The organism is Prosthecobacter sp. (genome assembly GCF_044236155.1).
Classification (GTDB): Bacteria; Verrucomicrobiota; Verrucomicrobiia; order Verrucomicrobiales; family Verrucomicrobiaceae; genus Prosthecobacter.
Genome location: NZ_JBIIHA010000008.1, coordinates 171369 through 197590 on the forward strand (window position 1 = coordinate 171369; position 26222 = coordinate 197590).

Sequence of the window (26222 nt, forward strand, 5' to 3'; positions counted from 1 at the left end):
GGCTCCTGGCTATTTGGTAAGCCTCACCAGCAGATCCTTGCTCTCGACGCTTTCGCCGATTTTGCAGCAGATCTCGCTGACGGTGCCGGCGCCGGGTGAGGCGACGGCGGCGAACATTTTCATGGCCTCTAGGGTGAGCAGGGTTTCGCCTTCTTTGACCTTTTGACCGACGCTGACGGCGATGCTGGCGACCATGCCGGGCATGGGGGCGCCGACTTGAGTGGCGTCCGCAGGATCGGCTTTGGTTTTGGTGACGGCGTTTTTGGCGAGGGCTTTGTTGGTGACCGTGGTGTGGCGTGGGTAGCCGTTGAGCTCGAAGATGGCGGTCTGCTGGCCGGCCGCGTCGGGCTCGGTCATGTTGAGGAGGCGGACGAAGAGAGTCTTACCTTCTTCGAGGCTGATGTGGATCTCTTCCTTGTCGCGCAGGCCGTAGTAATAGGCGGGCGTGGGCAGGACGGAGACATCGCCGTGGGCCTTGCGGAAGTCGGCGAACTTCAGGAAGACATCGGGATACATGAGGTAGCTCCACACATCGTCTTCGGTGGGCTTCTTCTTGAGCTTTTGCTCCAGTTCGGCGCGGACGTCGGCGAGATTGATCTTCGCGGCGTGGGTGCCGGGGCGGCCTTTGATGCGCTTGCCGCCTTTGCCGACGATGGCATCAGCGAGCTTGTTCCACTTTTTGCGGCTGTCGGCGGCCTTGTTGGCCTCCATGCCGTAGAAAGGCTCACCCAGCCAGCCTTCGAACATGCTGGTGACGTCCTTGCTCCACTTGGTGCCGGTGAGGTTGAAGACATCGCTGGGTTTCACGCCGCGGGCGACGCACTCGATGGCGAGGTCGCCGACGACTTTGCTGGATGGCGTGACTTTAACGATGTCGCCGCAGAGCTGGTTCACCTCGGCGTAAGCGTGGGCGATCTCCGGCCAGCGTGGACCCAGGCCCATGCCGATGGCTTGCTCCTTGAGGTTGGTGTATTGGCCGCCGGGCATCTCGTGGAGATAGACTTCGGCGGTGCCGTAGGGCTCGGCGGTGTCGAAGGGCTTGTAGAAAGAGCGCACGGCAGCCCAGTAGTCGCTGAACTCCTGCAGCGCCTCGCTGTCGAGGCCGGTATCGCGCGGCGTGTTTTGCAAAGCGGCGACGATGGAGTTCAGGTTCGGCTGCGAGGTGCCGCCGGACATGGAGCCGATGGCAGCATCGACCGCATCGACACCGGCGATGGCGGCCTCGAGATAGCTGGAGGCGTTCACGCCGCTGGTGTCATGCGTGTGGAAGTGAATCGGGATGCCGACTTCATCTTTGAGGGCCTTCACGAGCTTCTTCGCGGCAAAGGGGCGGACGAGTCCCGCCATGTCTTTGATGCAAAGCATGTGCGCACCCATCTTTTCCAGCTCCTTGGCGAGGCGGACGTAGTATTTGAGGTCATACTTGTCGCGCTTCGGATCGAGGATGTCGCCGGTGTAGCAGAGCGTGCCTTCGCAGATCGACTTGGTGTCCTCGCGCACGGCCTGCATGGCGGCGGTGAGGTTTGGCAGGTAATTGAGCGAGTCAAAGATGCGGAAGATGTCCATGCCGTTCTCGGAGGCATGTTTGATGAAGCCCTTCACCACATTGTCCGGGTAGTTCGTGTAGCCGACGGCATTGGAGCCACGGAAGAGCATCTGAAGCAGGATGTTCGGCACCTTGGCGCGGATCTGGCGCAGGCGCTCCCATGGATCTTCGCGGAGGAAACGCATGCTCACGTCAAAGGTGGCACCGCCCCACATTTCGAGGGAGAAAAGGTTCGGCGTGCGGCGAGCCACGGCATCGGCCACGGCCAGCATGTCAAAGGTGCGCATGCGGGTGGCGAGCAGCGACTGATGCGCATCACGCATGGTCGTGTCGGTGATGAGCAGGCGCTTCTGCTTCGCGACCCAGTCTTTGCAGAACTTCTCCGGTCCCATCTCGGTGAGCAGTTGCTTCGTGCCTTTGGCAGGCTCGATGCGGTGGTCGCTCTTCGGGATCGGCGGCGCGATGAAGAGACCGCTCGGCTTGTGCCCTTTGGCGAAGGGATTGCCGTTCACGATGACGTCCGCGAGGTAGTTCAGCAGCTTCGTGGCGCGGTCTTTGCGGGCGACGAACTTCAGCAGGTCGGGATTGTTATCAATGAAGCGCGTGGTGGCCTGACCGGCGCGGAATTCCGCATGATGCACCACGTTCATGAGGAACGGAATGTTCGTCTTCACGCCGCGAATGCGGAACTCACGCAGACCGCGGTCCATGCGGTCGAGCGCCTGCTCGTAGGTGCGGGCAAAGACGGTCATCTTCACCAGCATCGAGTCGTAGTAAGGCGTGATGACCGCGTTCGTGGCACCGAGAGCGCCATCGAGGCGGATGCCGAAGCCACCGGCGCTGCGGTAGGTCAAAATTTTGCCAAAGTCCGGCGTGAAGCCGTTTTCCGGATCTTCCGTGGTGATGCGGCACTGGATGGCAAAGCCGCTCTTCTCGATCTTGTTCTGCACGGGCAGCGCGAGAGGCTCGTCGTGCATCTTGTGCCCCTGCGCGATGAGGATCTGGCTACGCACGATGTCGATGCCAGTGATCTCCTCCGTCACGGTGTGCTCCACCTGGATGCGCGGATTCATCTCAATGAAATACCACTCGCCCGATTCGTGATCGACGAGGAACTCGACCGTGCCGGCGTGCGTGTAGTTCACCTCCTTCGCCAGCTTCACCGCCGCGTCGCAAAGGCCGTCGATGATCTCCTGCTTCACGCCATAGCTCGGCGCCTGCTCGATCACCTTCTGATGGCGACGCTGTACGGAGCAATCGCGCTCATGCAAATGCAGCACCGTGCCGTGTTTATCGGCCAAAATCTGCACTTCGATGTGCTTCGCCTTGCCGACGAATTTTTCCAAAAACACCGCGCCATTGCCGAAAGCGCGTTCCGCCTCGGTTTGGGCCTCATCGAGCAGTTTTTCGAGGTCTTTGGCCTCACGCACGATGCGCATGCCGCGACCACCACCCCCGAAGGCCGCCTTGATGATCAGCGGGAAGCCGATTTTCTTCGCCACGGCGATCGCTTCCTTGCGATCACTCACCGGTTCGTCCGTGCCTTCGAGGATCGGCACCTTCAATTTCCGCGCCACATTGCGGGCGGCCGTCTTGTCGCCCATCATTGTCAAAATCTTCGGATCAGGCCCGATGAAGATAATGCCCGCCTTTTCACAGGCGCGTGAGAAGTCCGGATTTTCGCTCAGGAAGCCGTAACCGGGGTGAATCGCATCCACGCCCTTCTCCTTCGCCAGCGCCACGATGCCCTCGTAGTCGAGGTAGGCCCCGAGCGGGCCCTTGTCCTTGTTCAGCTCATAAGCCTCGTCCGCCTTGAAGCGATGCGGGCAGAAACGGTCCTCCTGCGCATAAATGCCCACCGTGCGGATGCCCAGCTCCGTAGCCGCCCGCATCACGCGGATGGCAATTTCAGAGCGGTTCGCGACCATCAATTTTCGGATTGGACGGATCGAACTGGCGGCGGCGATTTCAGCTTGGGCGGAGGCGGACTTCTTAGGCATGGCTGGGGATGGTTGGGGAAGGGCCGCGCATAGTCTCGCGGAAACGAGGAGAGGCAAGGCTGGCGCGGGGTTTTTAAGCACCGGAAACCAAGATTGGCCGCGAACCTGCTTTTAAGGACGCAAAAGCCGCATTACCGGCTGCCAGCCAGCATGTCCATCCACGTCGCCCTCCATCATCGCACGAGCTACAGCTACGAACGTCCCATTTCACTAGGTCCCCAGGTGGTTCGGCTGCGGCCCGCGCCTCATGCCCGCACGCGCATCCTGGGCTACTCGCTGAAGATCACGCCTGAGCAGCATTTCCTGAACTGGCAGCAGGATCCGCAGTCGAACTACCTCGCACGGCTTGTTTTCCCGGAAAAGACGAAGGAGTTCACCGTCGAGGTCGATGTGGTGGCGGAGATGGCGGTGTTCAACCCCTTCGACTTCTTCCTGGAACCGGACGCGGAGCATTTCCCATTCGAATATGACTCGTCGCTCGACCACGAGCTCGCTCCTTTCCTGAAGCGGTGCCGTTTGACGGCGAGGTTCAAAAAATACCTCGCCGCGATCAAGAAGGACATCCTCGGCAACGCGTCGCTGCCGCACGCGCCAGGCACGCATTCGGAGGAAGGCGAGAGCGTGCATGCGCACGGCGTTTTGCCGGAGGCCGGCCAGCTCAAGAAGGACGCGGACAAGAAGCTGCGCACGATCGACCTGCTGGTGGCGGTGAACCAGCGCCTTTGGCAGGACATAAAGTACACCATCCGCATGGAGCCGGGGGTGCAGACGCCGGAGCAGACGCTCACGCTGCTCAGCGGCTCCTGCCGCGACTCGGCGTGGCTCATGGTGCAGTTGTGGCGGCATCTCGGCCTCGCGGCGCGATTTGTCAGCGGCTACCTCATCCAGCTCAAGGCGGATGTTAAGTCGCTTGACGGTCCGAGCGGCACGGAGGTCGATTTCACCGACCTGCATGCCTGGTGCGAGGTCTATCTGCCCGGCGCGGGCTGGGTCGGTCTCGATCCGACTTCGGGTCTGCTCGCCGGTGAAGGCCACATCCCGCTCGCGGCGACGCCGGAACCCTCCAGCGCCGCGCCGATCAGCGGTTTGGTGGAGCCGTGCGAGACGAAGTTCGACTTCGCGATGAAGGTCGAGCGCATTTACGAGTCGCCACGCGTCACCAAGCCCTACACCGAGGAGCAATGGGCCGAGATTGAGGCGCTCGGCCACGCTTTGGACAAGGAACTCAAGGCGGGCGACGTGCGCCTCACGATGGGCGGCGAGCCGACCTTTGTCTCCATCGACGACATGGACGGCCCGGAGTGGAACACGCAGGCCGTGGGGCCGATGAAGATGCGTCTCTCCGATGAACTGCTCAAACGCCTCAAGAAGCGTTTCAGCGAGGGCGCCTTCCTGCATTACGGCCAGGGCAAATGGTATCCGGGCGAGTCGCTGCCGCGCTGGGCCTACGGCTGCCATTGGCGCAAGGACGGCCAGCCGATCTGGGCGCATCCGCATCTTTTCGCCGACATGCAGACGAATTATGGCGCGGATGAAAACACCTCCGCGCGCTTCATTCACGCTCTGGCCGAGCGGCTCGGATGTGGCGGCAAGTGGATCATGCCCGCGTATGAGGACGCGTTCTACTATCTGTGGCGTGAGCGACGGCTGCCGGTGAACGTCGATCCGCTGAAATCGAACCTGAAAGACAAGGAGGAGCGCGCACGCCTCGCGAAAGTGTTCGAGCAGGGCCTCGACAAGATCATCGGCCATGTGCTGCCGGTGAAATCAGTCTGGAAAGGCAATGAGGTCGATTGGGAGACCGGTCCGTGGTTCCTGCGCACGGAGCGCTGCTATTTGATCCCCGGCGATTCGCCCATCGGCTATCGTTTGCCGCTCGATTCGCAGCCGTGGGTCAAAACGACAAGCTATCCCTACATCAACGAGCAGGATCCGATGGAGGAGCGCAAACCGCTGCCGGAGCGGCAGCAATTCGTGCGCGGCATCGCCGGCGTGCCGCCATCCTTCTGGCGCAGGCTCGCGCAACGTCGCGGCCCGCTCGGTTTGGAGGAGTTGTCGCCCGAGGAACGCGAAAAGCTCATCGATCCCGCTTTCACGCCGCCCGGCGTTCAACAATCCGCCGACTGGATCGTGCGTACGGCGCTCTGCGCGGAGCCGCGTGACGGAAAACTTTTCATCTTCATGCCGCCGACGCAGACGCTGGAGGAGTACCTTCACTGTCTCGGCGCCATCGAAGACGTGGCGCTCGCGCTCGACCAGCCCATCGTGCTGGAAGGCTATCCCCCGCCCTACGATCCGCGCATCAACACGCTCAAAGTCACACCCGACCCCGGCGTGATCGAGGTGAACGTGCATCCGGCGAAAAACTGGGACGAAATGGTCAACGTGACCACCGGGCTTTACGAAGAAGCGCGGCTCACACGCCTCGGCACGGAGAAATTCATGGTCGATGGACGCCACACCGGTACCGGCGGCGGGAATCACATCGTCATCGGCGCGGAAACGCCGAAGGACAGCCCCTTCCTGCGTCGTCCCGATCTGCTGCGCAGCCTGGTGAGCTACTGGCAGAACCATCCCTCGCTCAGCTTCCTTTTCAGCGGCCTCTTCATCGGCCCCACAAGCCAGAGCCCGCGCATCGACGAGGCACGCAATGATTCGCTGTACGAGCTGGAGGTCGCGTTCAAAGCCGCTCAGCAAACCGGCCATGTGCCGCCGTGGCTCGTTGACCGCTTGTATCGCAACCTCCTCATCGACGCGACCGGCAACACGCACCGCGCCGAGTTCTGCATCGACAAATTGTACTCGCCGGACAGCGCCACGGGCCGCCTCGGCCTCGTGGAGATGCGCGCCTTTGAAATGCCGCCGCATCCGCACATGAGCCTCGCCCAAGCCCTGCTGCTTCGCACGCTCATCGCCCGTTTCTGGAAGGAACCGTATGAAGCGCCGCTCGTGCGCTGGGGCACCGACATTCACGACCGCTGGATGCTGCCGCACTTTGTGTGGAGCGATCTCGAGGACGTCTGCCACGACACGAAGCTGGCCGGCTACGAGTTGAAGCCCGAGTGGTTCGCCCCGCATCAGGAGTTCCGCTTCCCCATCGCCGGTGACTGGGCCGCGCGAAACGTTCATGTCGAAATCCGGCAGGCGTTGGAGCCCTGGCATGTGCTCGGAGAGGAAGGCGCCGCCGGAGGCGCCGTGCGTTTCGTCGATTCCTCGCTCGAACGCGTGCAGATCAAGGCGCAGGGCCTCGTCGAAGGCCGCTACGCCATCACCTGCAACGGCAAAACCGTCCCGCTGCATCCCACCGGCACGAATGGTGAGTATATCGCCGGGGTGCGCTACCGCGCCTGGCAGCCCGGGAGCTGTTTGCAGCCAACGATCGGCGTCCATTCGCCGCTCACCATTGATCTCGTCGATCTGTGGAACCAGCGCTCGCTCGGCGGCTGCACCTACCACGTCGCCCATCCCGGCGGCCGCAGCTACGACACCTTCCCGGTGAACTCGTATGAGGCCGAAAGCCGCCGCCTCGCCCGCTTCTTCCGCCACGGCCACACGCCCGGCAAGATGAAGCCCGCGCCGGCGGTGCCGAACCCCGAGTTTCCGTTCACGCTGGATTTGCGGACGGCTTGAAGAAACGGGATGCACGCCACTCGCTGCCGTTTCAATTGTCGCCACCGCGTCTTCATCACCTCCGTTTCCAAAACCGCCCGTATTGATCTTCCAAGCTCAAAGTTCCAGCCGCAGCGCTCCTGCCTCCCCACGGGCAGGAGAATCTTCTGTGGACTCGCCTGAGGCAGGCCTTCATTACGACGAGCTGCGGGACCCCGCGGGCCGTTTGCGGGCGCATTACGAGCTTGTGATCGCAGACCTGAAGAAGCGCGACAACAGCGGGGTGAAGCGCATGGCCGACACCGCACGCCGCCTGCTGGCGGAACGCGGCGTGACCTTCAATGTGTATGGCGAGAAGGGCATGGACACGCCGTGGACGATGGACCCGGTGCCCTTTGTGATCTCCGCCTCTGAGTGGGAGGGCATCGAGACGGCGCTCATCCAGCGTGCCACACTGCTGAACACCATCTTGAATGACAGCTACGGCCCGCAGAAGCTCATCCGCCAGGGTGACATGCCCGCGGCGATGGTGCTGGCGCAGCCGGCCTACCTTCGTCCATGCCACGGCATCAAGCCGCCACATGAAAAACCGCTGCAGGTTTATGGCGCGGACCTCGCACGCTCACCGGACGGTCAGTGGTGGGTGCTGGCGGACCGCACACAGATTCCCACAGGCGCGGGCTACGCTTTGGAAAACCGCCTTATCACCTCCCGCCTGCTGCCGGAGGTGTTTCGCGACGCGCGCGTGCGTCGTCTCGCCGGATTTTTCCGCCAGATGCAGCAATCTCTCTCCGCGGTGGCGCCGCGTCGTGTGGAGGAGCCGCGTGTGGTGCTGCTGACGCCGGGGCCTTACAACGAAACCTATTTCGAGCAGGCCTACCTGGCCCGCTACCTCGGCTACACGCTGGTGGAGGGCGAGGATCTCACCGTCCGCGATGACCGCGTCTATTTGAAGACGCTCAGCGGCCTCGAGCCGGTGGATGTCATTCTGCGGCGCGTGGATGATGATTTCTGCGACCCGCTGGAGCTGCGGAATGACTCCATGCTCGGCGTTCCCGGCCTCGTGCGTGCCGTGCGTGCGGGAAATGTCGCCCTGGCGAACGCGCTCGGCTCAGGACTGGCCGAGGCGCCGGCGATGATGGCCTTCCTGCCCGGCTTGTGCCGCAAACTGCTCGGCGAAGACCTGCTGATGCCTTCCGTCGCCACCTGGTGGTGCGGCCAGGAGACCCCCAGAGCCGAGGTGGAGCAAAAAATCGACAAACTCGTCATCAAGAGCGCCTTCCGTGTGCGCGGACGCGAAATCAGCTTCGGGGAGAAGCTCAGCACCGCCGAGCGTGCCGCATTGATTGAGCGCATGCGTTTCGCGCCGGACCGCTGGGCCGCGCAGGAGCAGATCAGCTTCTCCACCGCGCCGGCCTGGGAGGATGGAAAGCTTGTTCACAAGCCGGTCAGCGTTCGCGTTTACCTCGTCGCCACGCCGGACGGCTACATGGTCATGCCGGGCGCGCTGACTCGTGTGGCGGCCAGCATCGACTCGCCGTTGATGTCGATGCAGAAAGGTGGCAGCAGCAAGGACACCTGGGTGCTCAGCGACGGGCCGGTGGAAAACGTCACGCTGCTCTCCACGACGCGCACACCGGTGGAGCTGCGCCGCGTGGGCCACAATCTCGGAAGCCGCGTGGCGAACCATCTGTTCTGGCTCGGCCGCTATGCCGAGAGGGCGGAATCCACCGCGCGCCTGCTGCGCTCGACGCTGCTGCGCTGCTCGCCGGAGAGCGGCATGAGCGAGACGCCGCTGCTGCTGCCGCTTTTGGAGGCGCTGCGCAGCCTGAACATCATCGAGCAGGTGCCGATGCCGGCGTTTCTCGCCGCGCAGCAGGAACAAATCGAGGCCAGGCTGCTGCAGGCCATTTTTGAAGCGGATCATCCTGCCAGCATCCGTTCCAATGTGGCTCACATTCAGCGCATCGGCGTGCTGCTGCGGGACCGCATCTCCGTGGACACCTGGAGGGTCATCAGCCAGCTCAGCGACGCGTTCGGAGCCGCCGACAACGCGCAGAGCGTCACGCCGATGGCGGACGCGCTGAACGTGCTCACGCGCATCATCCTTGACCTGGCCTCCTTCCACGGCCTGGCGAAGGAAAACATGACGCGCGCGCAGGGCTGGATGTTCCTCGACATGGGGCACCGCATCGAGCGCACGGTGTACATCAGCGAGCTGCTGCGCGCCGGGCTGCGCAGCGCGGACGCGGAGAATCCGAGCCTGTTGGAGGCCATTTTGGAGGTCGGTGACAGCACGATCACCTACCGGAACCGCTACAGCCTGCTGCCTCAGCTCGCGGCGGTTTATGACCTGCTCATGCTGGATGAATTGAACCCGCGCGGCCTGCGTTTCCAGTTTCAGCGCATCGAGGGACACTTCAGGCACCTGCCGCGCGAGCAGAACTCCGCGCTCCTCACGCCGGCGATGCGGGTGCTCATCGAAAACAGCACGCGGCTGCAGCTTTGCGATCCCACGGAGCTTGCACGCGTGGAGCCGGGCCAGTGGTCGCAGACCCAGGTCGCGAAGCTCCTCACGCAGCTCATCGAGGCGATGCCCCAGCTCAATGACGCGCTCACCGCCGGCTACTTCGCGCACTCAACCATCAGCAGCAGCGACTCCGACTCCGACGCCGAGTCTGCCGCCGCCGACACCCCGCCCGCGTGATGAATTACCGCATCACCCATCGCACGAGTTATGTTTACAGCGAGCCGGTGGCCGTCTCCCACCACGCGGCGCGTCTGCGTCCGCGTGACACGATGACGCAGAAATGCCGGGAGTTTCGCCTCGGATTCGATCCTGAGCCTGATTTGAAGACCGAGCACACCGACTCTTTCGGAAATCAGGTTTCCTGCTTCTCAATCCAAAAGCTGCACGCACGTTTCGAGGTCGTCTCGCGCAGCTTTGTGTCGCTCGCGCCGGTGTTGCAGCCTGATCCGGCGCAAACGCCCGCGTGGGAGGACGTGGCGGCTCTTTTTTGCGACCCTGTGGCCGTCGATCTGCTTGATCCCTGCCAGTTTGTCTTCCGCAGCCCGCTGCTGGTGCATGAGCTGCCCCAGCGTGAGTTCGCGCTGCCGAGTTTCAAAAAAGGGCGGCCCGTTCTTGCCGCCGTCGCCGATTTGAGCCGCCGCATCCATCGCGAATTCGTCTTTGACCCGCGTGCGACGACGATTAGCACGCCGCTGAGCGAGGTTTTGGCGAACAAACGCGGCGTCTGCCAGGACTTCGCGCATCTGGCCATCGCCAGCCTTCGAGCGATGGGCCTTCCGGCGCGGTATGTGAGCGGCTACCTGCGCACACGACCGCCGCCCGGGAAGGCGAGGCTGGTGGGCGTCGATGCCTCCCATGCCTGGGTGTCGTGCTTCGTTCCCGGGTTCGGCTGGGTCGATTTCGACCCTACGAACGACTGTTTCACCTCCTTGGATCACATCACCGTGGCGCTGGGCCGGGATTTCTCGGATGTGAGCCCCGTGCGCGGCATCATCACCGGCGGCGGGAAGCACAGCGTGATCGTGGGCGTCGATGTTGAGCCGGTGGAGTGAATCTTGCGCGCGTGAGCGCCAGGATTGCGCTGCTTGCATCGGAGCTTGAAACAGCCTCCCAACTCTGGCACGGGCTGTGCTTTTATGATGAGACCCATGTCGTCCTTGTTTAACGACTACCAACCCGGCAAATTCTTCGACGAGGTCTTCTCCGCGCCCGGAGCCGCACGCACTCATTACGAGGCGCTGCTCTCCAGCGTCGGCAACCTGACGCCCGGTGATTACTCAACCCTGCAAAAGGCCGTGGACGCCGCCTTCCTCCGGATGGGCGTCACCTTCACGGTTTACGGCGACGACCAGGGGACGGAGCGCATCTTTCCCTTCGACCTGATGCCGCGCATCATCCCGCAGCGGGAATGGGAGCGCGTCGAGGCCGGGCTGACCCAGCGCATCACGGCGCTGAACCTTTTCCTCAACGACATCTACCACGGGCAAAAGATCCTGACGGACAAGGCCGTGCCGGAGGAACTGGTGCTCAGTGCCTCGCATTACCGCCCTGAATTCAAGGGCGTGAAGGTGCCGCACGGCATCTACATCCACATCTGCGGCACCGACCTCGTGCGCGATGACAAAGGCGAGTACTTCGTGCTGGAGGACAACGGCCGCTGCCCGTCCGGCGCGTCCTACATGCTGGAGAACCGGCACGCGATGAAGCGTGCCTTCCCCGGCCTGCTTCAATCGCTTCCCGTGCGTCCTGTCGATGCCTATGGCACGATGCTGCGTGAGACGCTCGCGCATCTCGCGCCGAAGGGCGTTCTTGATCCCGCGATCGTCGTTCTGACACCGGGCATCTACAACAGCGCCTATTTCGAGCATTGCTACCTCGCCAAGCAAATGGGCGTGCCGATTGTCGAAGGCCGCGACCTCATCGTGCGCAATGACCGCGTCTTCATGCGCACGACGAAAGGCCTGGAGCAGGTGCATGTGATCTACCGCCGCATCGACGACGACTTCCTCGACCCGCTCGTCTTCCGCAAGGACTCGCTGCTCGGCGTGCCGGGCGTCATCAATTCGTATCGCAAGGGCCATGTGGCGCTGGCGAACAGCATCGGCACCGGCGTGGCGGACGACAAGGCTGTCTATGCCCTCGTGCCGAAGATGATCGAGTACTACCTCGATCAGGAGCCGATCCTGCCGAACGTGAAGACCTATCTCGGCATCAAGAAGAAGGAGTGCGCCTACATTCTCGAAAACCTCGACAAACTCGTGGTGAAGGCGGTGAACGAGTCCGGCGGCTACGGCATGCTCATGGGGCCGAGCGCGTCGAAAAAAGAGCGCGCCGACTTCGCCGACCGCATCAAGGCGAACCCGCGCAACTACATCGCGCAGCCTGTGCTGCAGCTCTCGCGTCATCCGGTGTTCGTGGATGATCACTTTGAAGGACGTCACATCGACCTGCGGCCCTACGTGCTCTACGGCGACCGTGTCCGTGTTGTCCCTTGCGGACTGACCCGCGTCGCGCTGAAAAAGGGCTCCCTGGTCGTCAATTCCTCGCAAGGCGGCGGCAGCAAGGATACCTGGGTGCTCTGGGACGAGTGCTCCGACAGCAAAGCCGCATCAACCAAACACGCCGCCTGAACGCCATGCTAAGCCGAGTTGCAGACAGCATTTACTGGATGTCGCGTTACGTCGAACGCGCGGAAAACCTCGCCCGTCTCCTGCTTTCCACACAGGACCTCCTGCTCGATGCCGGAGCAGACGGATTGGACGAGGAGCAGTTCTGGCGGCCCATTCTCGCCACCACCGGTGATGAGGAGGCCTACGCCGCCGTTCACAAGAAAATCAAAGGCCGCGATGTCGCCGCGTTCCTCGCGCTGCGTCCTGAGAATCCGAACTCCATCCTCAACAGCATCCGCGCCGCGCGTGAGAACGCCCGCACGGTGCGCGACCAGATCTCCGATGAGATTTGGGAGTGCCTGAACGGTCTGCGACTGTTTGTGGAGTCGGGCGAGGGCCGCAGCACCTTCCGCAATCAGAACGCCGCGTTCTACGAGCGCGTGCTGCGCCGCTCGTATCAGTTCCAGGGCATCGCGGACTCCACCACGCCGCGTGGCGAGGTGTGGCATTTCCTGCGCCTTGGCACTTGCCTCGAGCGCGCGGACCAGATGTCGCGTCTTCTAGACACCTGCTCGGCCATTTCGATGGAGATGGCCCCGCATCCGCAGTCGCGGCCGCTGCGCTGGGCCGCTCTGCTGCGCTCCTGCTCCGCATGGCACGCCTTCCAGGCTCATCACAGCAAGCTCGACCCGAAAAAGATCATCGAATACCTGCTGCTCGACGAGACCTTCCCGCGTTCCATCGCCTGCTGCGTCGTGGAGCTGCATCAGACACTGCAGCGCCTCTGTGGCATCGGCTCGCTGCACCACATGCCCGCGCCGGTGCGCCATGCGGGCCGGCTGCGCTCCGATCTGGCCTACACCACGGTCGAAGAGGTCCTCGCCATCGGCCTGCACGAGTACATTGACACCCTGCAGACGCGGTTGAACGACATCGGTGTCTCCATCTTCCAGACCTTCGTCCTTTATGCCGACATGACGCCGGTGGCGGAGGATGCGGCCCCGACTCAGGCGCTGGGAGCCTTCCACGCCCATCACGACGAGGACGCCCAGATGCAGCAGCAACAACAGCAGCAGTGTTGACGTAAGGAGCCGCCCGAACCCGCATGCGATTCCGAATCTTCCACCGCACACGTTATGTTTATCGTGCGCCGGTGCGCGACAGCTACAACGAGCTGCGGTTGCGGCCGGTGACCGATGACAAGTCGCGGCTGGAGTTCTTCCTGCTGAACGTCAACCCGCCCGCACGCCTGCGCCACTTCCGCGACAACTGGCTCAATTACGTTCACTACTTTGACCTGCCCGAGCCGCACGGCGACCTCACCATCGAGGCGCAGTCCACGATCAACACCACAAACCCCTACGCCGACGGTCGTCCGACAGGCGTGAAGTTTGCCACGCTGAAGACCGATCTCGACGACATGGTCGTGCCGTTCCTTGGCGGCAGTTGTTATGTGGAAATCTCCCCAGAGGTCTGGCGTCTCGGCATCGACATCCGGGATGATCGTGATGATGTCTTCGAGGTCGCCGAGGCTGTGATGCATCACATCTTCAAAAACTGGGCCTACGCGCCGAACACCACCAGCGTGAACACGCACATGAACGAGGTGCTCGAATCGAAAAAGGGCGTCTGCCAGGACTTCGCGCACCTCATGATCGGCATCTGCCGTAGCCTTGGCATCCCGTCACGTTATGTGAGCGGTTATCTCTACAACGGCCCCGACTCGCACCTGCGCGGCGCCCAGGCCTCGCACGCGTGGGTGGAGGTGCATGTGCCCGGCAAAGGCTGGTATGGCCTCGACCCCACCAACGACACGCTGGCCGACGAACGGCACATCAAGATCGCCACCGGCCGCGACTACAACGACGCCGCGCCCATCACAGGCCACTTCGACGGCCCGCCCGGAGCCACCACGGCCCTGCAGGTGGAGTTGGAGGTGCGGCGCACGGACGGGTGAGCCTTTCCCAAGAATCTCCCGTTGTCATGTCAGGGGCGCGGGCTAGACTTTAACCAGCGGCTTGAACACCGGGGTTGGCAGCCAGAATACCGATCCGGGCGGAGAGCCGGAATCAATCATTTTGCACAGCATGGGCGCGTTCTCTCTTCCGGTGGTGAAAATTGGGTCGGTGTCGATGGATGGCACGGAGCCGGTGTTTATTTTGGGTCCCTGCGTGATCGAGAGCGAGGAATTCATCTGGGACGTGGCTGAAAAGCTCGGCGCGATGGCGAAGGAGCATGGCTGGCGCTGGGTGTTCAAGGCGTCCTATGACAAGGCCAACCGAAGCGCGATCTCGTCCTATCGCGGACTCGGCTGCGAGGCGGGCTGCAAGCTGCTGGCACAGATCGGTGCCAAGCTCGGCGTGCCGGTAACGACGGACATTCACACTGCCGAAGAGGCGAAGAAGGCCGCCGAGCACATCGATCTGCTGCAAATTCCGGCCTTTTTGTGTCGCCAAACTGATTTGATCGTCGCAGCAGGCGAGACAGGACGCACGGTCAATGTGAAGAAGGGCCAGTTCCTCGCCCCGTGGGATGTGAAGAACATCGCGGACAAGCTGGTCGCTGCGGGATGCCAGAACTTCATGTTCACCGAGCGCGGCACGACCTTCGGCTATAACAACCTCGTCGCCGACATGCGTTCGCTCTACTGGATGCGTGAGCTTGGCTACCGTGCCGTGATGGACGCGACGCACAGTGTGCAGCGCCCCGGCGGCCTCGGCACCGCGACCGGAGGGGACGGCAAGCTGGCGCCCGTTCTTGCCCGTGCCGCCGTGGCGACGGGTTGTGACGGTGTTTTCATGGAGACGCACCCCGATCCTGCCAGGGCGTTTTCAGACGGCCCGAATCAAATCCCGCTTTCGCAGATCGCGGAAGTGGTGGAAACCTTGCGGAAGATCCATGCCCTCGTTCGCGACATCGCTTGAGCTGCTGCACCGGCGCCGGTGGGTGATTTCCAGCATGCTTGGCGTGCTGGCGGGCCTCGCCATGTTCGCGGCGCACGCCCAGCAGGCGGGGGCTGACTCCGGCATGAGCGCCTTTCTGCGCATGGTGCCCCTGGGAGCGGAAAGCAAGGGCGTGGTCATCCCTTCCTTCGATGAAAACGGCCGCCGCGCCTCCCTCATCACTGCCGATGTGATGCGCCGCATCGACTCTGAGCGGCTCTACGCGGAGAAGCTGACCGTGCAGATGTTCAACGCAGATCCGTCGAAGAACCTGCGCATCGACCTGAAGACCGCCTTTTATCAGATGGCCGGCGGCATGCTGCGCAGCACGGAGCGCGCTCGTGTCAGCCGTCCGGACTTCGAGATCGAGGGCGACAACCTCATTTTCGACACCGTGAAAAACCAGGGCCGCATGACCGGAAACATCCGCATGGTGATCTTTGACACCGGCACCCTCAGCGGCGAGGGAAAGCCCCCCTCCGAACCCAAGCCCGCCAAGTGACATGAAAACTACGCTCATCCTCTGCATCGCCCTGCTCGCCGGCAGCGCAGGCGCTTGGGCACAAGGCCCCGGCGGCGGGGCGCGCCCGCTTTTCGACTTCCGTAAAAAGAAAGTGGACGCGGAGACCAAGGCCATCGACGCCGCCAAAAGCGTCGTCAAGCAGGTGCCCGAAGAGGTGAAGGACAAAGCCAAGGAACTGCTCATTTCGCCAGAGACCGCCGAGATGCGCCAGAAAGCGCTCCAAGCCGCCCAGGCGGTGATGCAGGGCAGCAGTTCCAGCTCCCCAGCGACCTCTCCCGCAGCAGCCGCAGCGCCCTCCCCGGCCGTTCCCGTGGTCGAGGAGCCTGCGCCACCCCCGCCTGTCGGCCCCCAGCCGAGGCCGCTTCAGCCGATGAACCTCGACGAAGCCCCGAAAGCCACCAAGGGCCAGATCATCATCACCGCGCAAAAAGGCGCCTTTTTCGACGCCAAACGCGGCTATGGGATCTACACCGGCAACGTCAGAGCCCGGCACCCGCAGATGTACATCGAGTGCGAGGAATTGGAGCTCTTCATGGCAAAAAGTGAAGGCGGCGCCCTTGCTGTGACCAAACCCGCTCCAAACGGTCCCGCTCGAAAGGATTCCGATATTCTCGCCCCGGCCAAAAAGGCTGACGACAGCCCTCCGATCGAAAAAGCCGACGCCCGCGGCCCCATGGTCACTGTCGAAAAAATCTCCGAAACCGGCGAGCTTCAGGTCGGCCACTGCAGGCATCTCATCCATGACGGCAAAACCGGCAGCACCACCCTCCTCGACTGGCCCCAGGTGCAGGCGGGCAACAAGCTCCACAAGGCCACTGAGGCAGGCTGTGTCATGATCATCGACAAGAGCGGACAGCTCACCACAACCGGTGGTCACGAGACCATTATCCTCCAGGGCGAGGAGGCCACGCCGAAAAGCCGCGCCAGCACGGCACCCGCACCGCAGTGAACATGAACGCGCGAAAGAAAAAGCCGAGGAACTCCCCCAGCCAGGAATCCACGCTTTCCTGGGACCGCCCTGCCGATCAGTCTGCCGGTGACAGCGCGCAGGAGCGGAGCATGCTGCTGCATACGGAAGGACTGAAAAAAGTCTATGACGGCCGCGCCGTCGTGAACGGCGTCGATATCGAGGTCAAAAGCGGAGAGATTGTCGGCCTGCTCGGCCCCAACGGAGCGGGGAAGACGACCACTTTCTACATGATCGTCGGCCTTGTGCAGCCCAATGGCGGAAAGGTCATGTTTGACGGCAAGGACGCCACCCATGAGCCGATGTACATGCGCGCCAGGCTCGGCATGGGCTATCTGCCGCAGGAGGAGTCCATCTTCCGCCGCCTGACCGTGCGTGAGAACATCATGGCCGTCATGGAGACCCAGCCCTTCAGCAAAAAGGAGCGCGAGGATCAGACGCAGGCATTGATGGAGAAGTTTGGCATCGACCATGTGGCCGACAATCTCGCCATCACCCTTTCCGGCGGCGAAAAACGCCGTCTCACCATCGCCCGCTCCCTTGTCACCTCGCCGAAGCTGCTGATGCTCGACGAGCCCTTCAGCGGCGTCGATCCCATCGCCGTCAGCGAGATCCAGGACATCATCCGCATGCTCCGTCAGGCGGGTCTCGCCATTCTTATCACAGACCATAACGTGCGCGAGACGCTGAACATCGTGGACCGCGCCTATCTCATCTTTGAAGGCCGCGTGCGCCGCCACGGCACCAAAGATTTCCTCGTCAATGACGAGGAGGCCCGCCGCCTTTATCTCGGCGAGGGCTTCACCATGTGACTTTCAAACCAACCCCAAAAGGAGAAACACCATGCAAAAACACAACGTCAACCTGCCCATCATCGTCACCGCGCGTCACATGGACGTCACCGAGGCGATCCGCGAATACGCGCACAAGAAGATCGAGAGCCTTCACCTTGATTACCCGCGCATCATCGAGGCCAAGGTTATTCTCGACGTGCAGACCCACCATCGCCACATTGCTGAAATCATTCTTTTCTGCGCCGACCACATCGTCATCGAGGTGAAGTCCGTCACCGAGGACATCTATGCTTCCATCGACGAGAGCGCCGCCAAGATCGCCCGCCGCATGCGCAAGTACAAGACGCGCCTGCTCAAGAGCCACCGCCCGCGCAAGGACGGTTCCATCCGTCACATTGAGGAGCATGTCTTCCATCAGGAGGCCGTCCACACCGAGGACGAGCACATCCAGCCGGCCTATGTCCACAACGAGAAGTACAAAATCCGTCCGCTCTACGCCGACGAGGCCATCGTCGATCTCGAACTTAGCGATCGTCCGTTCGTTCTCTTCCACAACCAGCAGACGCACCGCCTGGCCATCCTGTTCCGCCGCAAGGACGGCGATTATGGACTCATCGAGCCTGAGGTCGTTGAGGCAAACGGCTCGTCAAAGTAACCAGCCTTCCATCTTCTCTCTCCGCGGAGCGGCCTGATTTTCAGGCCGCTTCTTTTTTGTGCAGTTCCAGGTAATCCCGGCAGTTCTCCTCGCCCATGTACTTCGCCAGCAGGCGCGAGTCTGTCTCCGTGAAATCGACCATGATCAGACCATCGACCACGGACGAGAAATCCTTGTCCACATTGAAGCTCAACAGAGTCGCGTTGAGCTTTAAGTAGTGCTTCAGCAGCGTGGGGATGCCCTTGCCGTCCGTCTCCAGGCTGGAAACCAGCGCGGAGCAGTCGTCCACATTTTGCAGGTCGGCGCTGATGAACTCCCGCATCATCTTCCGCGTGCGCATGTAGCGGAAGGGGTTTCTTGCCTTCACGAAGCTGGCCAGATGCGGGTGCATGCGGTTGTCCTGCAAAAACTCCACGATCATCTTCCGCGACAGGCTGCTGTAGTCCTTGCTGATGCTCACAGGGCCGAACAGCTTCTTGTAACGCGGGTTCCGCGCGATCCAGTGCGCGATCCCCTTCCACAGCAACGGCAGGCTGGCGAGGTTTCGCTGATACGCCTTGATGATGAAACTGCGGCCCATTTCGACAGCATGCTCAAGATTCGCCAGAAACGGCTTCTCGAAGCGGAACAGCGTGTTTGTGTAAAGCCCCTTCGGGCCATACTCGCGCAGGATCACATCCGCACGTCCGATGCGGTAAGAGCCGACCACCTGCTCCTTTTCCTCGTCCCACAAAATGAGGTGCTCGTAGTAGCGGTCGTATTTGTCGAGGTCGATGTCATTGCCAGTGCCCTCGCCCACCTCGCGGAAGGTGATCTCGCGCAAGCGTCCGATCTCCGGCAGCAGAGTGGGGATTTCATGCGAGTGCGCCTGATAAACAGACAGGCTCCCCTGACCGACGAGCTTCCCGCCGCGAGCGCGGATGCGGTCAATCTCATCGGCCATCCGCTCATGCTGCAGCTCCGTCGGCGTCGGAGGCGGCACATTCTCCCCTGTGACAGTCAGCTTGGCGGCAGATTCCATGCCGCGCTGATGCAGCACAAAGGTGTGGATGCGCAGGTAGCGCGTCAGCGACTCGTCATCCTCGAATTTTTTCAGCCGCGAATGCGGGATCGGGTGGCCCACGCGCATCGGGACCGGCGTGTTGGCGCGGTTGCAAAACTCACGCAGCAGCAGGCTCGTGCGCAGACGCGGATGGATCAGCCCCGCCGCGTGAAACAAGGCGCTGTTCGACCCCGGAAAATAGACCGGCAGCACCGTGGCCTGCGTGCGGCGCACGAGAGAGCCGACGTGATTGCTCCACGCAGGCTCGTCAACGCCGCGGCCGGGCTTGTAGGATGCCACTTCACCCGCGGGAAAGATCACCAACGTTCCGCCGTCGCGCAAAAGGCGGATCGCCTCCTTCATCGGCGCGAGATTTTTCTTCGCCGCTGATTTGCCGCCGAAGGGATCGACAGGGATGACATGCGCTTCGAGCTCCTTCATCGCCAGCATGAGTGAATTGGTCATCACCTTGAGTTCGGGACGGAACTGCGCCGCCCAGCGGCAAAGCATCACCGGATCGATCACACCGAAGGGATGATTCGCCACAATGATGAGCGGTCCTGCCTTCGGAAACTCAAACTCCGCAGGCAAATCCACGTCTTCCCGCAGTCCCAGCGCATGCGCCACGGAGTCAAACCACGCGAACACCTTCGGATGCTGCGGATGCGCTTGGAAGAGCCGCCGGGACTCCTGATAGCACTCATCGAAACCACGCAAGCCCAGCGCATTTTCCACAGCAGGCCCAAGCAGGCGGTAGATCCGTCGCTGAAGAGGTGTTTTGAGATGCTCGCTGAGATCGAAGACCATGAACGGTCGGATAAAGGGAGAAAGGTAAGTATGGGATCATCCAGCCTCATGATCACGCATCAGGCAAGAGCGATCAGCGTGTCGATTTCGACATTCTTAAAAATGAAAATTCAGGCCAGCGCCTGCTGAATCTGCCGCATCCAGTGCTCCGCACGCTGGGCAAAGGTCAGCTCATCCTGCTGATAAAGAACACCTCGCGACACATTGACCAGCAGCGGCGCTTTCCGCCCGCTGCCTTTCAGCGCCGCTAGATCCCCGCCCTGTGCTCCGAGACCCGGAATGAGAAGAGGCACGTCGGGGATGTGATCCAGCACATCTGGCGCGGCATTCGTCAAACCGACCACCAGACCGGCCTGCGAGTGCCCTTTCGTCATCTCGGCCACGATTTCATAGACATGACGATCCCCCGTTTTTTGCAGTTCGATGTCCTTCGCGCCGGGATTTGAAGTCACGCCAAGCAGATACAGGCCTTTGTCCGTGTATTTGAGGAAGGGCTCCAGCGTGTCGCGCCCCATGTAGGGATTCAGCGTCACCGCGTCCACGTTCATCACCTCGAAGCAGGCCTTGGCGTAATATCCCTGCGTCTCGCCGATGTCTCCGCGCTTCACATCCATGACCACCGGGATGTCCGCCGGGATTTTCTTCAAAATCTGCTCCAGCATGCGCATGCCCCGCCAGCCAAGCGCCTCAAAATAAGCCGAGTTCGGCTTGAAGGCCGCCGCGAACGGCGCCGTCTGCGCGATCACGTTGAGAATCCATTGCTTTGTCGATTCTTCCGCGTTTTCAGCGCGCACATCGAGCCCCACGCAGAGGTTCGAGCCCGTTTTGGCGATGCGTTGTTCAAGCTTGTCGAGAAAAGTCATGCGCCGCCCACATGGCACGGCTTTTCTCTCCCGCCAAATCGAAGATTTGACGCTGCCCCGGCCCCCAGCCATTCTGCGGCTGAGATGAGCCAAGAATCCGCCATCAAGCCCCTCGTGGGCATCATCATGGGCTCCAGTTCCGACTGGCCCACCATGCAAAACGCCGCCCAGGTGTTGAAAGACTTTGGCGTGCCCTTTGAAAAGAAGGTCGTCAGCGCGCACCGCACGCCGCAGCTTCTTTACGATTACGCCACCACCGCTTCCCAGCGTGGCCTGAAGTGCATCATCGCCGGCGCTGGCGGTGCCGCGCATCTGCCCGGCATGACCGCCAGCATGACGACCATCCCCGTGCTCGGCGTTCCGGTGCAAAGTCGTGCCCTCAGCGGCATGGACAGCCTTTATTCCATCGTGCAGATGCCGGGCGGCATCCCGGTGGCCACCTTTGCCATCGGCAATGCGGGAGCGCTCAACGCCGGTCTCTTCGCCGTTTCGATGCTGGCGAACGAGAATCCCGATCTAGCCGCCAAGCTAAAATCCTTCCGCGAACGCCAGACGCAGAACGTGCTCGAAAGCCAGAACGACCTCGAAATCGAAGCGAAAGCATGATGTTCCCGCCTCCTTCGACGATCGGAGTCCTCGGCGGCGGTCAGCTCGGGCGCATGCTCGCCCTCGAAGCACGCCGCGCCGGTCATCGCATCGCCATTTTCACCGATGAACCGCAGGGCTGTCCTGCCGGCCAGTTCGCCGACATCGAGATCAACGCCGCCTACGACGACAGCGCATCCCTGAACCGTTTTTTGCAGCAGGTTGATGTCGTCACCGCCGAGTTTGAAAACATCCCCGCCTCGTGTTTGCAGGCCGTCGAGTCCATCAAACCGCTGCGCCCCGGCTCGAAGGCCATCTTCACCACGCAGCACCGCGAGCGTGAGAAAAACTTCCTGCGCGACCAAGGCATCGCCTGCGCGCCATTTCGCGTTGTCGATGATTTGAGCGGCCTCGAAGCCGCCGTGGCCGAACTCGGCCGTCCCTGCGTGATCAAAACAGCGGCTTTCGGTTACGACGGCAAAGGCCAGTGCAAAGTCACCGCCGAAACCAACCTCGCCGAAGCCTGGAAAGGCTTCGAAGGCCAGCGAGCTGTCGTCGAGCACTGGGTCAGCTTCGTGTGCGAGGTCTCCGTCGTCGGCGCACGCGGCATCGACGGCAGCATGGCCACGCATGGCTGCGTCGAGAACCAGCACACGCATCACATCCTTGATGTCACCATCGCTCCCGCCCGCGTGGAGCCGGAGATCATCGCCCAAGCCGTTGAACTCTGGAAAGCCGTCGCCGAAGGGCTCGATTACATCGGCACCATGGCTGTTGAGATGTTTGTCACCGCCGATGGCAGGGTCATCGTCAACGAAATCGCCCCGCGACCGCACAACAGCGGCCACTACACGATCGACGCCTGCGTCACGAACCAGTTCCAGCAGCAGCAGCGCGCTGTGTGCGGCCTCCCGCTAGGCGACGCCTCCCAGCACACGCCAGCCGTCATGATCAACCTGCTCGGCGACATCTGGCCCGCCCCGCTCGTCCATCCCGACTGGTCGCCCGTGCTCAATCACCCGCGCGCCAAGCTCCATCTCTACGGCAAACGCGAAGCCCGCGCCCGACGCAAGATGGGCCACTTCACCGTTCTCGGCGACACGATTGATCAAGCGCTCAGCGACGCGCTCGCGATTCGGAAAGCGCTGGGGATCGGCTGAGCCGCAAGAATCATCACTCGGCCCAAGCATCGCGGAGGAGGCGCAGGAAATTGCCGTGCATGATGTTGGCGATGTCCTCGTCCTTGTAGCCACGTTTTTGGAGCATGGCGGGGATGCGGGCGAGATCTGCGATGGTGTCGAGGTCCTCGGGAGTCTGCTCGATGCCGTAGCCACCGTCGAGATCGGTGCCGATGCCGCTGTGCAGGGCATTTCCGGCGAGCTGGCAGACGTGATCGATGTGATCGCAGATGACTTCGAGTTTCAGGCCGGTCTCCTGCGGCGTGGTTTGGCCGCGAGTCCAGCCGGGAATCATCATCCAGGCGTCGAGCGCGGCGCCGATGACGGCTCCGCGTTCGATGAGCGCCTTGATCTGCTCGTCGCTAAACTGACGCGGGTCGGGAACAAGGGCACGGCAGTTGCTGTGGCTGGCCCAGACGGTGCCGTGGTGGATTTCGAGAGCCTGCCAGAAGCATTCGTCGCTCAAATGAGTGACATCGAGGATCATGCCGAGGCGGTCCATCTCCTGAATGAGTTCTTTGCCACCTGCGGGCAGCGGACCGACCTGATCGTGGCCCAGTGCGTAACGACAAACACCGTAATGCGCGGGACCCATGGCGCGAAGTCCCTGCTCCCAGGCGTCTTCAAGGTGGCCGACGGTGCGGATGGAGTCGGCGCCTTCAAGGCTGAGGATGTAACCGATGGGCTTGGTGTCGTCAGGAATGCTGGTGTTGCTCCACAACGCGATCATTTCATCGAGTTCACGCAGATTGGTGATCTGTCGCATCTGGCCGTCCTCCTCCATGGCACGATACCAGGCGAGCTGGCCCTGCGTCTCGGCCCAGGCCTGCTCGGGAGACATCCAGTTGGCGATGGGCGACACGCCGGGCATGCAGCCGGCGAGCTGGGTGGCGACGCAAATGCCGACCTTGCCTTTGCGCATTTCGGGAAACGCCGTGGTGCCACCGGCGCGGCCTTTGCCGGGCATGCCGGCCTCACGACGACGAATCTCATGAACGGGAAGGCGCAGATCGCGGTTGAATCCGCCAAGGGCGTTCAGACTGAGGTCGAGGTGGGCGTCGAAGGTGAGCATGGCGATGAAATGACGAAACCAGAGCCGGGCGAAGCGAGACAGACGACTGAAAGGAACCCCGCAGGGGTGAATGAAAATGAATCAATGAGGAATGAAGCATTCCTCTACGCTGATTCATTCATGCGTCATTCAAAGCGGTAACCCGCGCCGTGAACGGTGCGGATGATGCGCGGCTGGGACGGATCTTTTTCGATGCGTTTGCGAAGCTGCGAGATGTGCTGGTCCAGAGCGCGGCTCTCAGGGAAGTAATCGACGCCCCAGACCTCGTCTGCGAGGGTGTTGCGGTCGATGACCTTGCCACGGCGTTCGAAAAGGAGGCGCAGGACCTTCACATCTCGTGGACTGAGCTGTATTTCGTTCTTCTCGCGGTAAGCGCGCAGCTCAGTGGGCACGATGCGGAGATCGTCCATGGTGAAGTCGTCGTCCGACCTGCCGCCACCGCGGGAAGCTGTGCGGCGGAGGATGGCGCGGATGCGGGCGATGATCTCCTTCACGCCGAAGGGCTTCGTCATGTAGTCGTCGGCGCCGAGTTCGAGTCCGAGCACGGTGTCGATTTCCTCGGATTTGGCTGTGAGGAATAGGATGGGCACTTTTTCGTCCTGCTTGCGGATCTGCTTGCAGACCTCGTAGCCGTTGAGCCCGGGCATCATGACGTCTAGGCAGACGAAGTCGGGGTTTTCGGCGCGGAAGAAGTCCACGGCCTGCAGACCGTCGCTGGCGGCAATGACTTCGTAGCCTTCCATGGTAAGCACCTCGCGCAGGGCGTCGCGCGTGTGGTCGTCGTCTTCGGCAATGAGGATCTTGGTCATGGTATGTTCGGGAGGGTGAGGATGAAGCGCGCGCCGTCGCGGTAATTCGGACACACCGTCAGTGAGCCGCGGTGCAATTGTGCCAGTTCACGGGAGATGGTCAATCCAATGCCGGTGCCGCTGACACCTTCGGAGAGGTCGGAGCGGAGGCGCTCGAAGGGCTCGAAAATGGTACGGCGCTTGCCGGGAGGAATGCCAGGGCCGCGGTCTTCGACAATAATGCGCGCATTGTGCTCGTCATGTTCGGTGTGGATGGCGATCCATTTGCCAGAGTTGCCGTATTTTTCGACGTTGGAGATGAGATTGCCGAGGATTTGCTCGATGGCATCTGGGTCGGCGCTGATGGCTTGCGGCCCGTTGAGGGAGGTGACGATCTCGAAGCCCTTGTTTTCGAGAAGCGGCTTCCAGAACTCGACGACGCGGGAGACATTTTCATCCAACGCGATGGATTTGGGCTGGATGGTGAGCTTGTCGCGCTGCTGGCGGGCGTAGTTGAGCACGTTTTGGATCAGGCGGTCGAGGCGGGATGTTTCCGCCTCGACGACACCAAGCTGGCGTTTCGCGATGCTGTCGCCCTGGGACTCGGCTCGATGAGCGGCCATCTCCGCGTAGAGCCGGATGTTGGTGAGCGGGGTTTTGAGCTCATGGGAGATTTGATTGACGAAAGTCACGCGCTGCTGCGCGACGCGGATCTCGCTGGCGCTTTCGTGGAAGTAGAGCCAGCCGACGACGAAGACGAGCACGATGCCGGAACTGACGCCGAGAATGATGGGAAAGAGGTAGGGCTTCGGGAATTCCTCGTTCGCGGGAGTGTAGGCCATCTCCCACTGCGACAGCGGCTCGGAGCATGCGCGGTGCGCGGCCGGCGGCCCCTCGGAACCGGACAGCTTTTTCCCCCACTGGTGCAGCGGGATGCCTTTGACCGTGGTGAGCATCATGCGGCCGGGCGGAGTGGCCAGTCCGGGCTGGGGAAGCCGCTGAAAAAGAGATTTCATCAGCATCTGCGGGTTCATCATCGCGCAACTAAGGCTGCCATCCGCAAAACGATGCCAGTAGATGAAGATGGAGTCCCCCACATGCCACCCGCTCCAGGTGCTCGGAGTTCCCGACTGCGCCGGCCGGTCGTCGATGTGGTAGCCGTGCATTTTCAAATACGTCATCCATTCGGAGAAGCGTTGCTTGGACGATGCGGACACGGGTGACTGGATGCGCTGGAAGGGCGGGCCTCCGTCATCGAACAGCGCGATTGATTGCGGCATGCTGTCAGGGCTGTGCGTGGCTTCGAGGATGGATTTGACCCGTTCCTCAGCCTTGAAGCCTTCTTTGAGCTTTAAAGGTGCCTTGCCCGCAAAAACCTCCACAGGTGCGCCTGCGCCTTCCGTGGCCCAGGTTTCGGAGATCCAAGGGTGTGCGGCCAGCCGCTGGGCCATCAGACGTGCCGAGCCGATATTTTGCGCACCCCAGGTGTCCAGCCGGTCAGTGAGCTGCCGCATGTCGTGCAGCAGGTGATGGTCCGCCGAGCTCAGACGCTCGGCCAGCACCGCCTGCATGGAGGCGTCCGTGCGCTTTTCGGCGTCCCGGATGAGGTAGGTGCCAAGCCACGCCAACAGAGCCAATGGCAGGACCACCAGGATGATGAACAGAATCGTGGAGCGGCGTTGGAGCATGCGCGGAGACTCATAATTTAGCCC

19 protein-coding genes are annotated in these 26222 nt (G+C 62.1%); 13 read left to right on the forward strand and 6 right to left on the reverse strand.

Annotation, left to right across the window (positions count from 1 at the left end; genetic code table 11):
- Window positions 1-9 precede the first annotated feature (9 nt).
- Window positions 10-3546 carry a pyruvate carboxylase gene (locus ACILSE_RS09600; RefSeq protein WP_395717163.1) on the reverse strand — a complete coding sequence of 1179 codons (3537 nt, stop codon included), beginning with the start codon at window positions 3544-3546 and terminating at the stop codon, window positions 10-12.
- Window positions 3547-3696: 150 nt separating this feature from the next.
- Here ACILSE_RS09600 and ACILSE_RS09605 point away from each other — a divergent pair, with 150 nt between their 5' ends.
- From ACILSE_RS09605 to hpf, 11 genes are all read left to right on the forward strand, one after another.
- Entirely contained in the window at window positions 3697-7176 is a 3480-nt protein-coding gene (locus tag ACILSE_RS09605; protein WP_395717164.1) for a DUF2126 domain-containing protein, read from the forward strand.
- Between the two features lie 148 nt (window positions 7177-7324).
- Complete coding sequence (locus ACILSE_RS09610; protein ID WP_395717165.1) at window positions 7325-9862, forward strand: circularly permuted type 2 ATP-grasp protein; 2538 nt, start codon at window positions 7325-7327, stop codon at window positions 9860-9862.
- Window positions 9862-10737 (forward strand): transglutaminase N-terminal domain-containing protein, encoded by an 876-nt coding sequence (locus tag ACILSE_RS09615; RefSeq protein WP_395717166.1) that lies wholly within the window; start codon window positions 9862-9864, stop codon window positions 10735-10737. The genes ACILSE_RS09610 and ACILSE_RS09615 overlap by 1 nt, the downstream gene beginning before the upstream one ends.
- Window positions 10738-10833: 96 nt before the next feature.
- Window positions 10834-12315 (forward strand): circularly permuted type 2 ATP-grasp protein, encoded by a 1482-nt coding sequence (locus tag ACILSE_RS09620; protein ID WP_395717167.1) that lies wholly within the window; start codon window positions 10834-10836, stop codon window positions 12313-12315.
- Window positions 12316-12320: 5 nt separating this feature from the next.
- The gene (locus ACILSE_RS09625) at window positions 12321-13376 is read left to right on the forward strand and encodes an alpha-E domain-containing protein (protein WP_395717168.1); all 1056 of its coding nucleotides are present in this window, start codon (window positions 12321-12323) and stop codon (window positions 13374-13376) included.
- A gap of 23 nt (window positions 13377-13399) precedes the next feature.
- A complete protein-coding gene (locus ACILSE_RS09630) occupies window positions 13400-14251 on the forward strand; it encodes a transglutaminase domain-containing protein (protein WP_395717169.1) in 852 nt (283 codons plus the stop codon).
- 130 nt (window positions 14252-14381) lie between these two features.
- On the forward strand, window positions 14382-15218 hold the full coding sequence (gene kdsA / locus ACILSE_RS09635) for a 3-deoxy-8-phosphooctulonate synthase (protein ID WP_395717170.1): 837 nt from the start codon (window positions 14382-14384) through the stop codon (window positions 15216-15218).
- On the forward strand, window positions 15193-15738 hold the full coding sequence (locus ACILSE_RS09640) for a hypothetical protein (protein ID WP_395717171.1): 546 nt from the start codon (window positions 15193-15195) through the stop codon (window positions 15736-15738). The genes kdsA and ACILSE_RS09640 overlap by 26 nt, the downstream gene beginning before the upstream one ends.
- 1 nt (window position 15739) lies before the next feature.
- A complete protein-coding gene (locus ACILSE_RS09645) occupies window positions 15740-16708 on the forward strand; it encodes a hypothetical protein (RefSeq protein ID WP_395717172.1) in 969 nt (322 codons plus the stop codon).
- A gap of 2 nt (window positions 16709-16710) precedes the next feature.
- Window positions 16711-17538 carry an LPS export ABC transporter ATP-binding protein gene (lptB, locus tag ACILSE_RS09650; protein WP_395717173.1) on the forward strand — a complete coding sequence of 276 codons (828 nt, stop codon included), beginning with the start codon at window positions 16711-16713 and terminating at the stop codon, window positions 17536-17538.
- 31 nt (window positions 17539-17569) lie between these two features.
- Window positions 17570-18175: a ribosome hibernation-promoting factor, HPF/YfiA family gene (gene hpf, locus ACILSE_RS09655; RefSeq protein WP_395717174.1), complete on the forward strand. Its 606-nt coding sequence runs from the start codon at window positions 17570-17572 to the stop codon at window positions 18173-18175.
- Window positions 18176-18215: 40 nt separating this feature from the next.
- Here hpf and ACILSE_RS09660 read toward each other — a convergent pair whose 3' ends face one another.
- On the reverse strand, window positions 18216-20024 hold the full coding sequence (locus ACILSE_RS09660; RefSeq protein WP_395717175.1) for a lysophospholipid acyltransferase family protein: 1809 nt from the start codon (window positions 20022-20024) through the stop codon (window positions 18216-18218).
- A gap of 110 nt (window positions 20025-20134) precedes the next feature.
- A complete protein-coding gene (gene pyrF / locus ACILSE_RS09665) occupies window positions 20135-20887 on the reverse strand; it encodes an orotidine-5'-phosphate decarboxylase (protein ID WP_395717176.1) in 753 nt (250 codons plus the stop codon).
- 84 nt (window positions 20888-20971) lie between these two features.
- Between pyrF and purE the strand changes: the two genes are divergently transcribed.
- Window positions 20972-21493, forward strand: a complete 522-nt coding sequence (purE, locus tag ACILSE_RS09670; RefSeq protein ID WP_395717177.1) for a 5-(carboxyamino)imidazole ribonucleotide mutase — start codon at window positions 20972-20974, stop codon at window positions 21491-21493.
- Window positions 21490-22632, forward strand: a complete 1143-nt coding sequence (locus ACILSE_RS09675) for a 5-(carboxyamino)imidazole ribonucleotide synthase (RefSeq protein WP_395717178.1) — start codon at window positions 21490-21492, stop codon at window positions 22630-22632. Before purE ends, ACILSE_RS09675 begins: the two co-directional genes overlap by 4 nt.
- 13 nt (window positions 22633-22645) lie before the next feature.
- Here the strand turns inward: ACILSE_RS09675 and ACILSE_RS09680 are convergent, their stop codons facing one another.
- The 3 genes from ACILSE_RS09680 to ACILSE_RS09690 all read right to left on the reverse strand — a co-directional run bounded on the left by ACILSE_RS09680 (window position 22646) and on the right by ACILSE_RS09690 (window position 26198).
- Window positions 22646-23722, reverse strand: a complete 1077-nt coding sequence (locus ACILSE_RS09680) for a dipeptidase (protein WP_395717179.1) — start codon at window positions 23720-23722, stop codon at window positions 22646-22648.
- A gap of 125 nt (window positions 23723-23847) precedes the next feature.
- Window positions 23848-24531, reverse strand: coding sequence for a response regulator transcription factor (locus ACILSE_RS09685; protein ID WP_395717180.1), 684 nt, complete (start codon window positions 24529-24531; stop codon window positions 23848-23850).
- Window positions 24528-26198, reverse strand: coding sequence for a sensor histidine kinase (locus ACILSE_RS09690; protein WP_395717181.1), 1671 nt, complete (start codon window positions 26196-26198; stop codon window positions 24528-24530). The genes ACILSE_RS09685 and ACILSE_RS09690 overlap by 4 nt, the downstream gene beginning before the upstream one ends.
- Window positions 26199-26222: the final 24 nt, after the last annotated feature.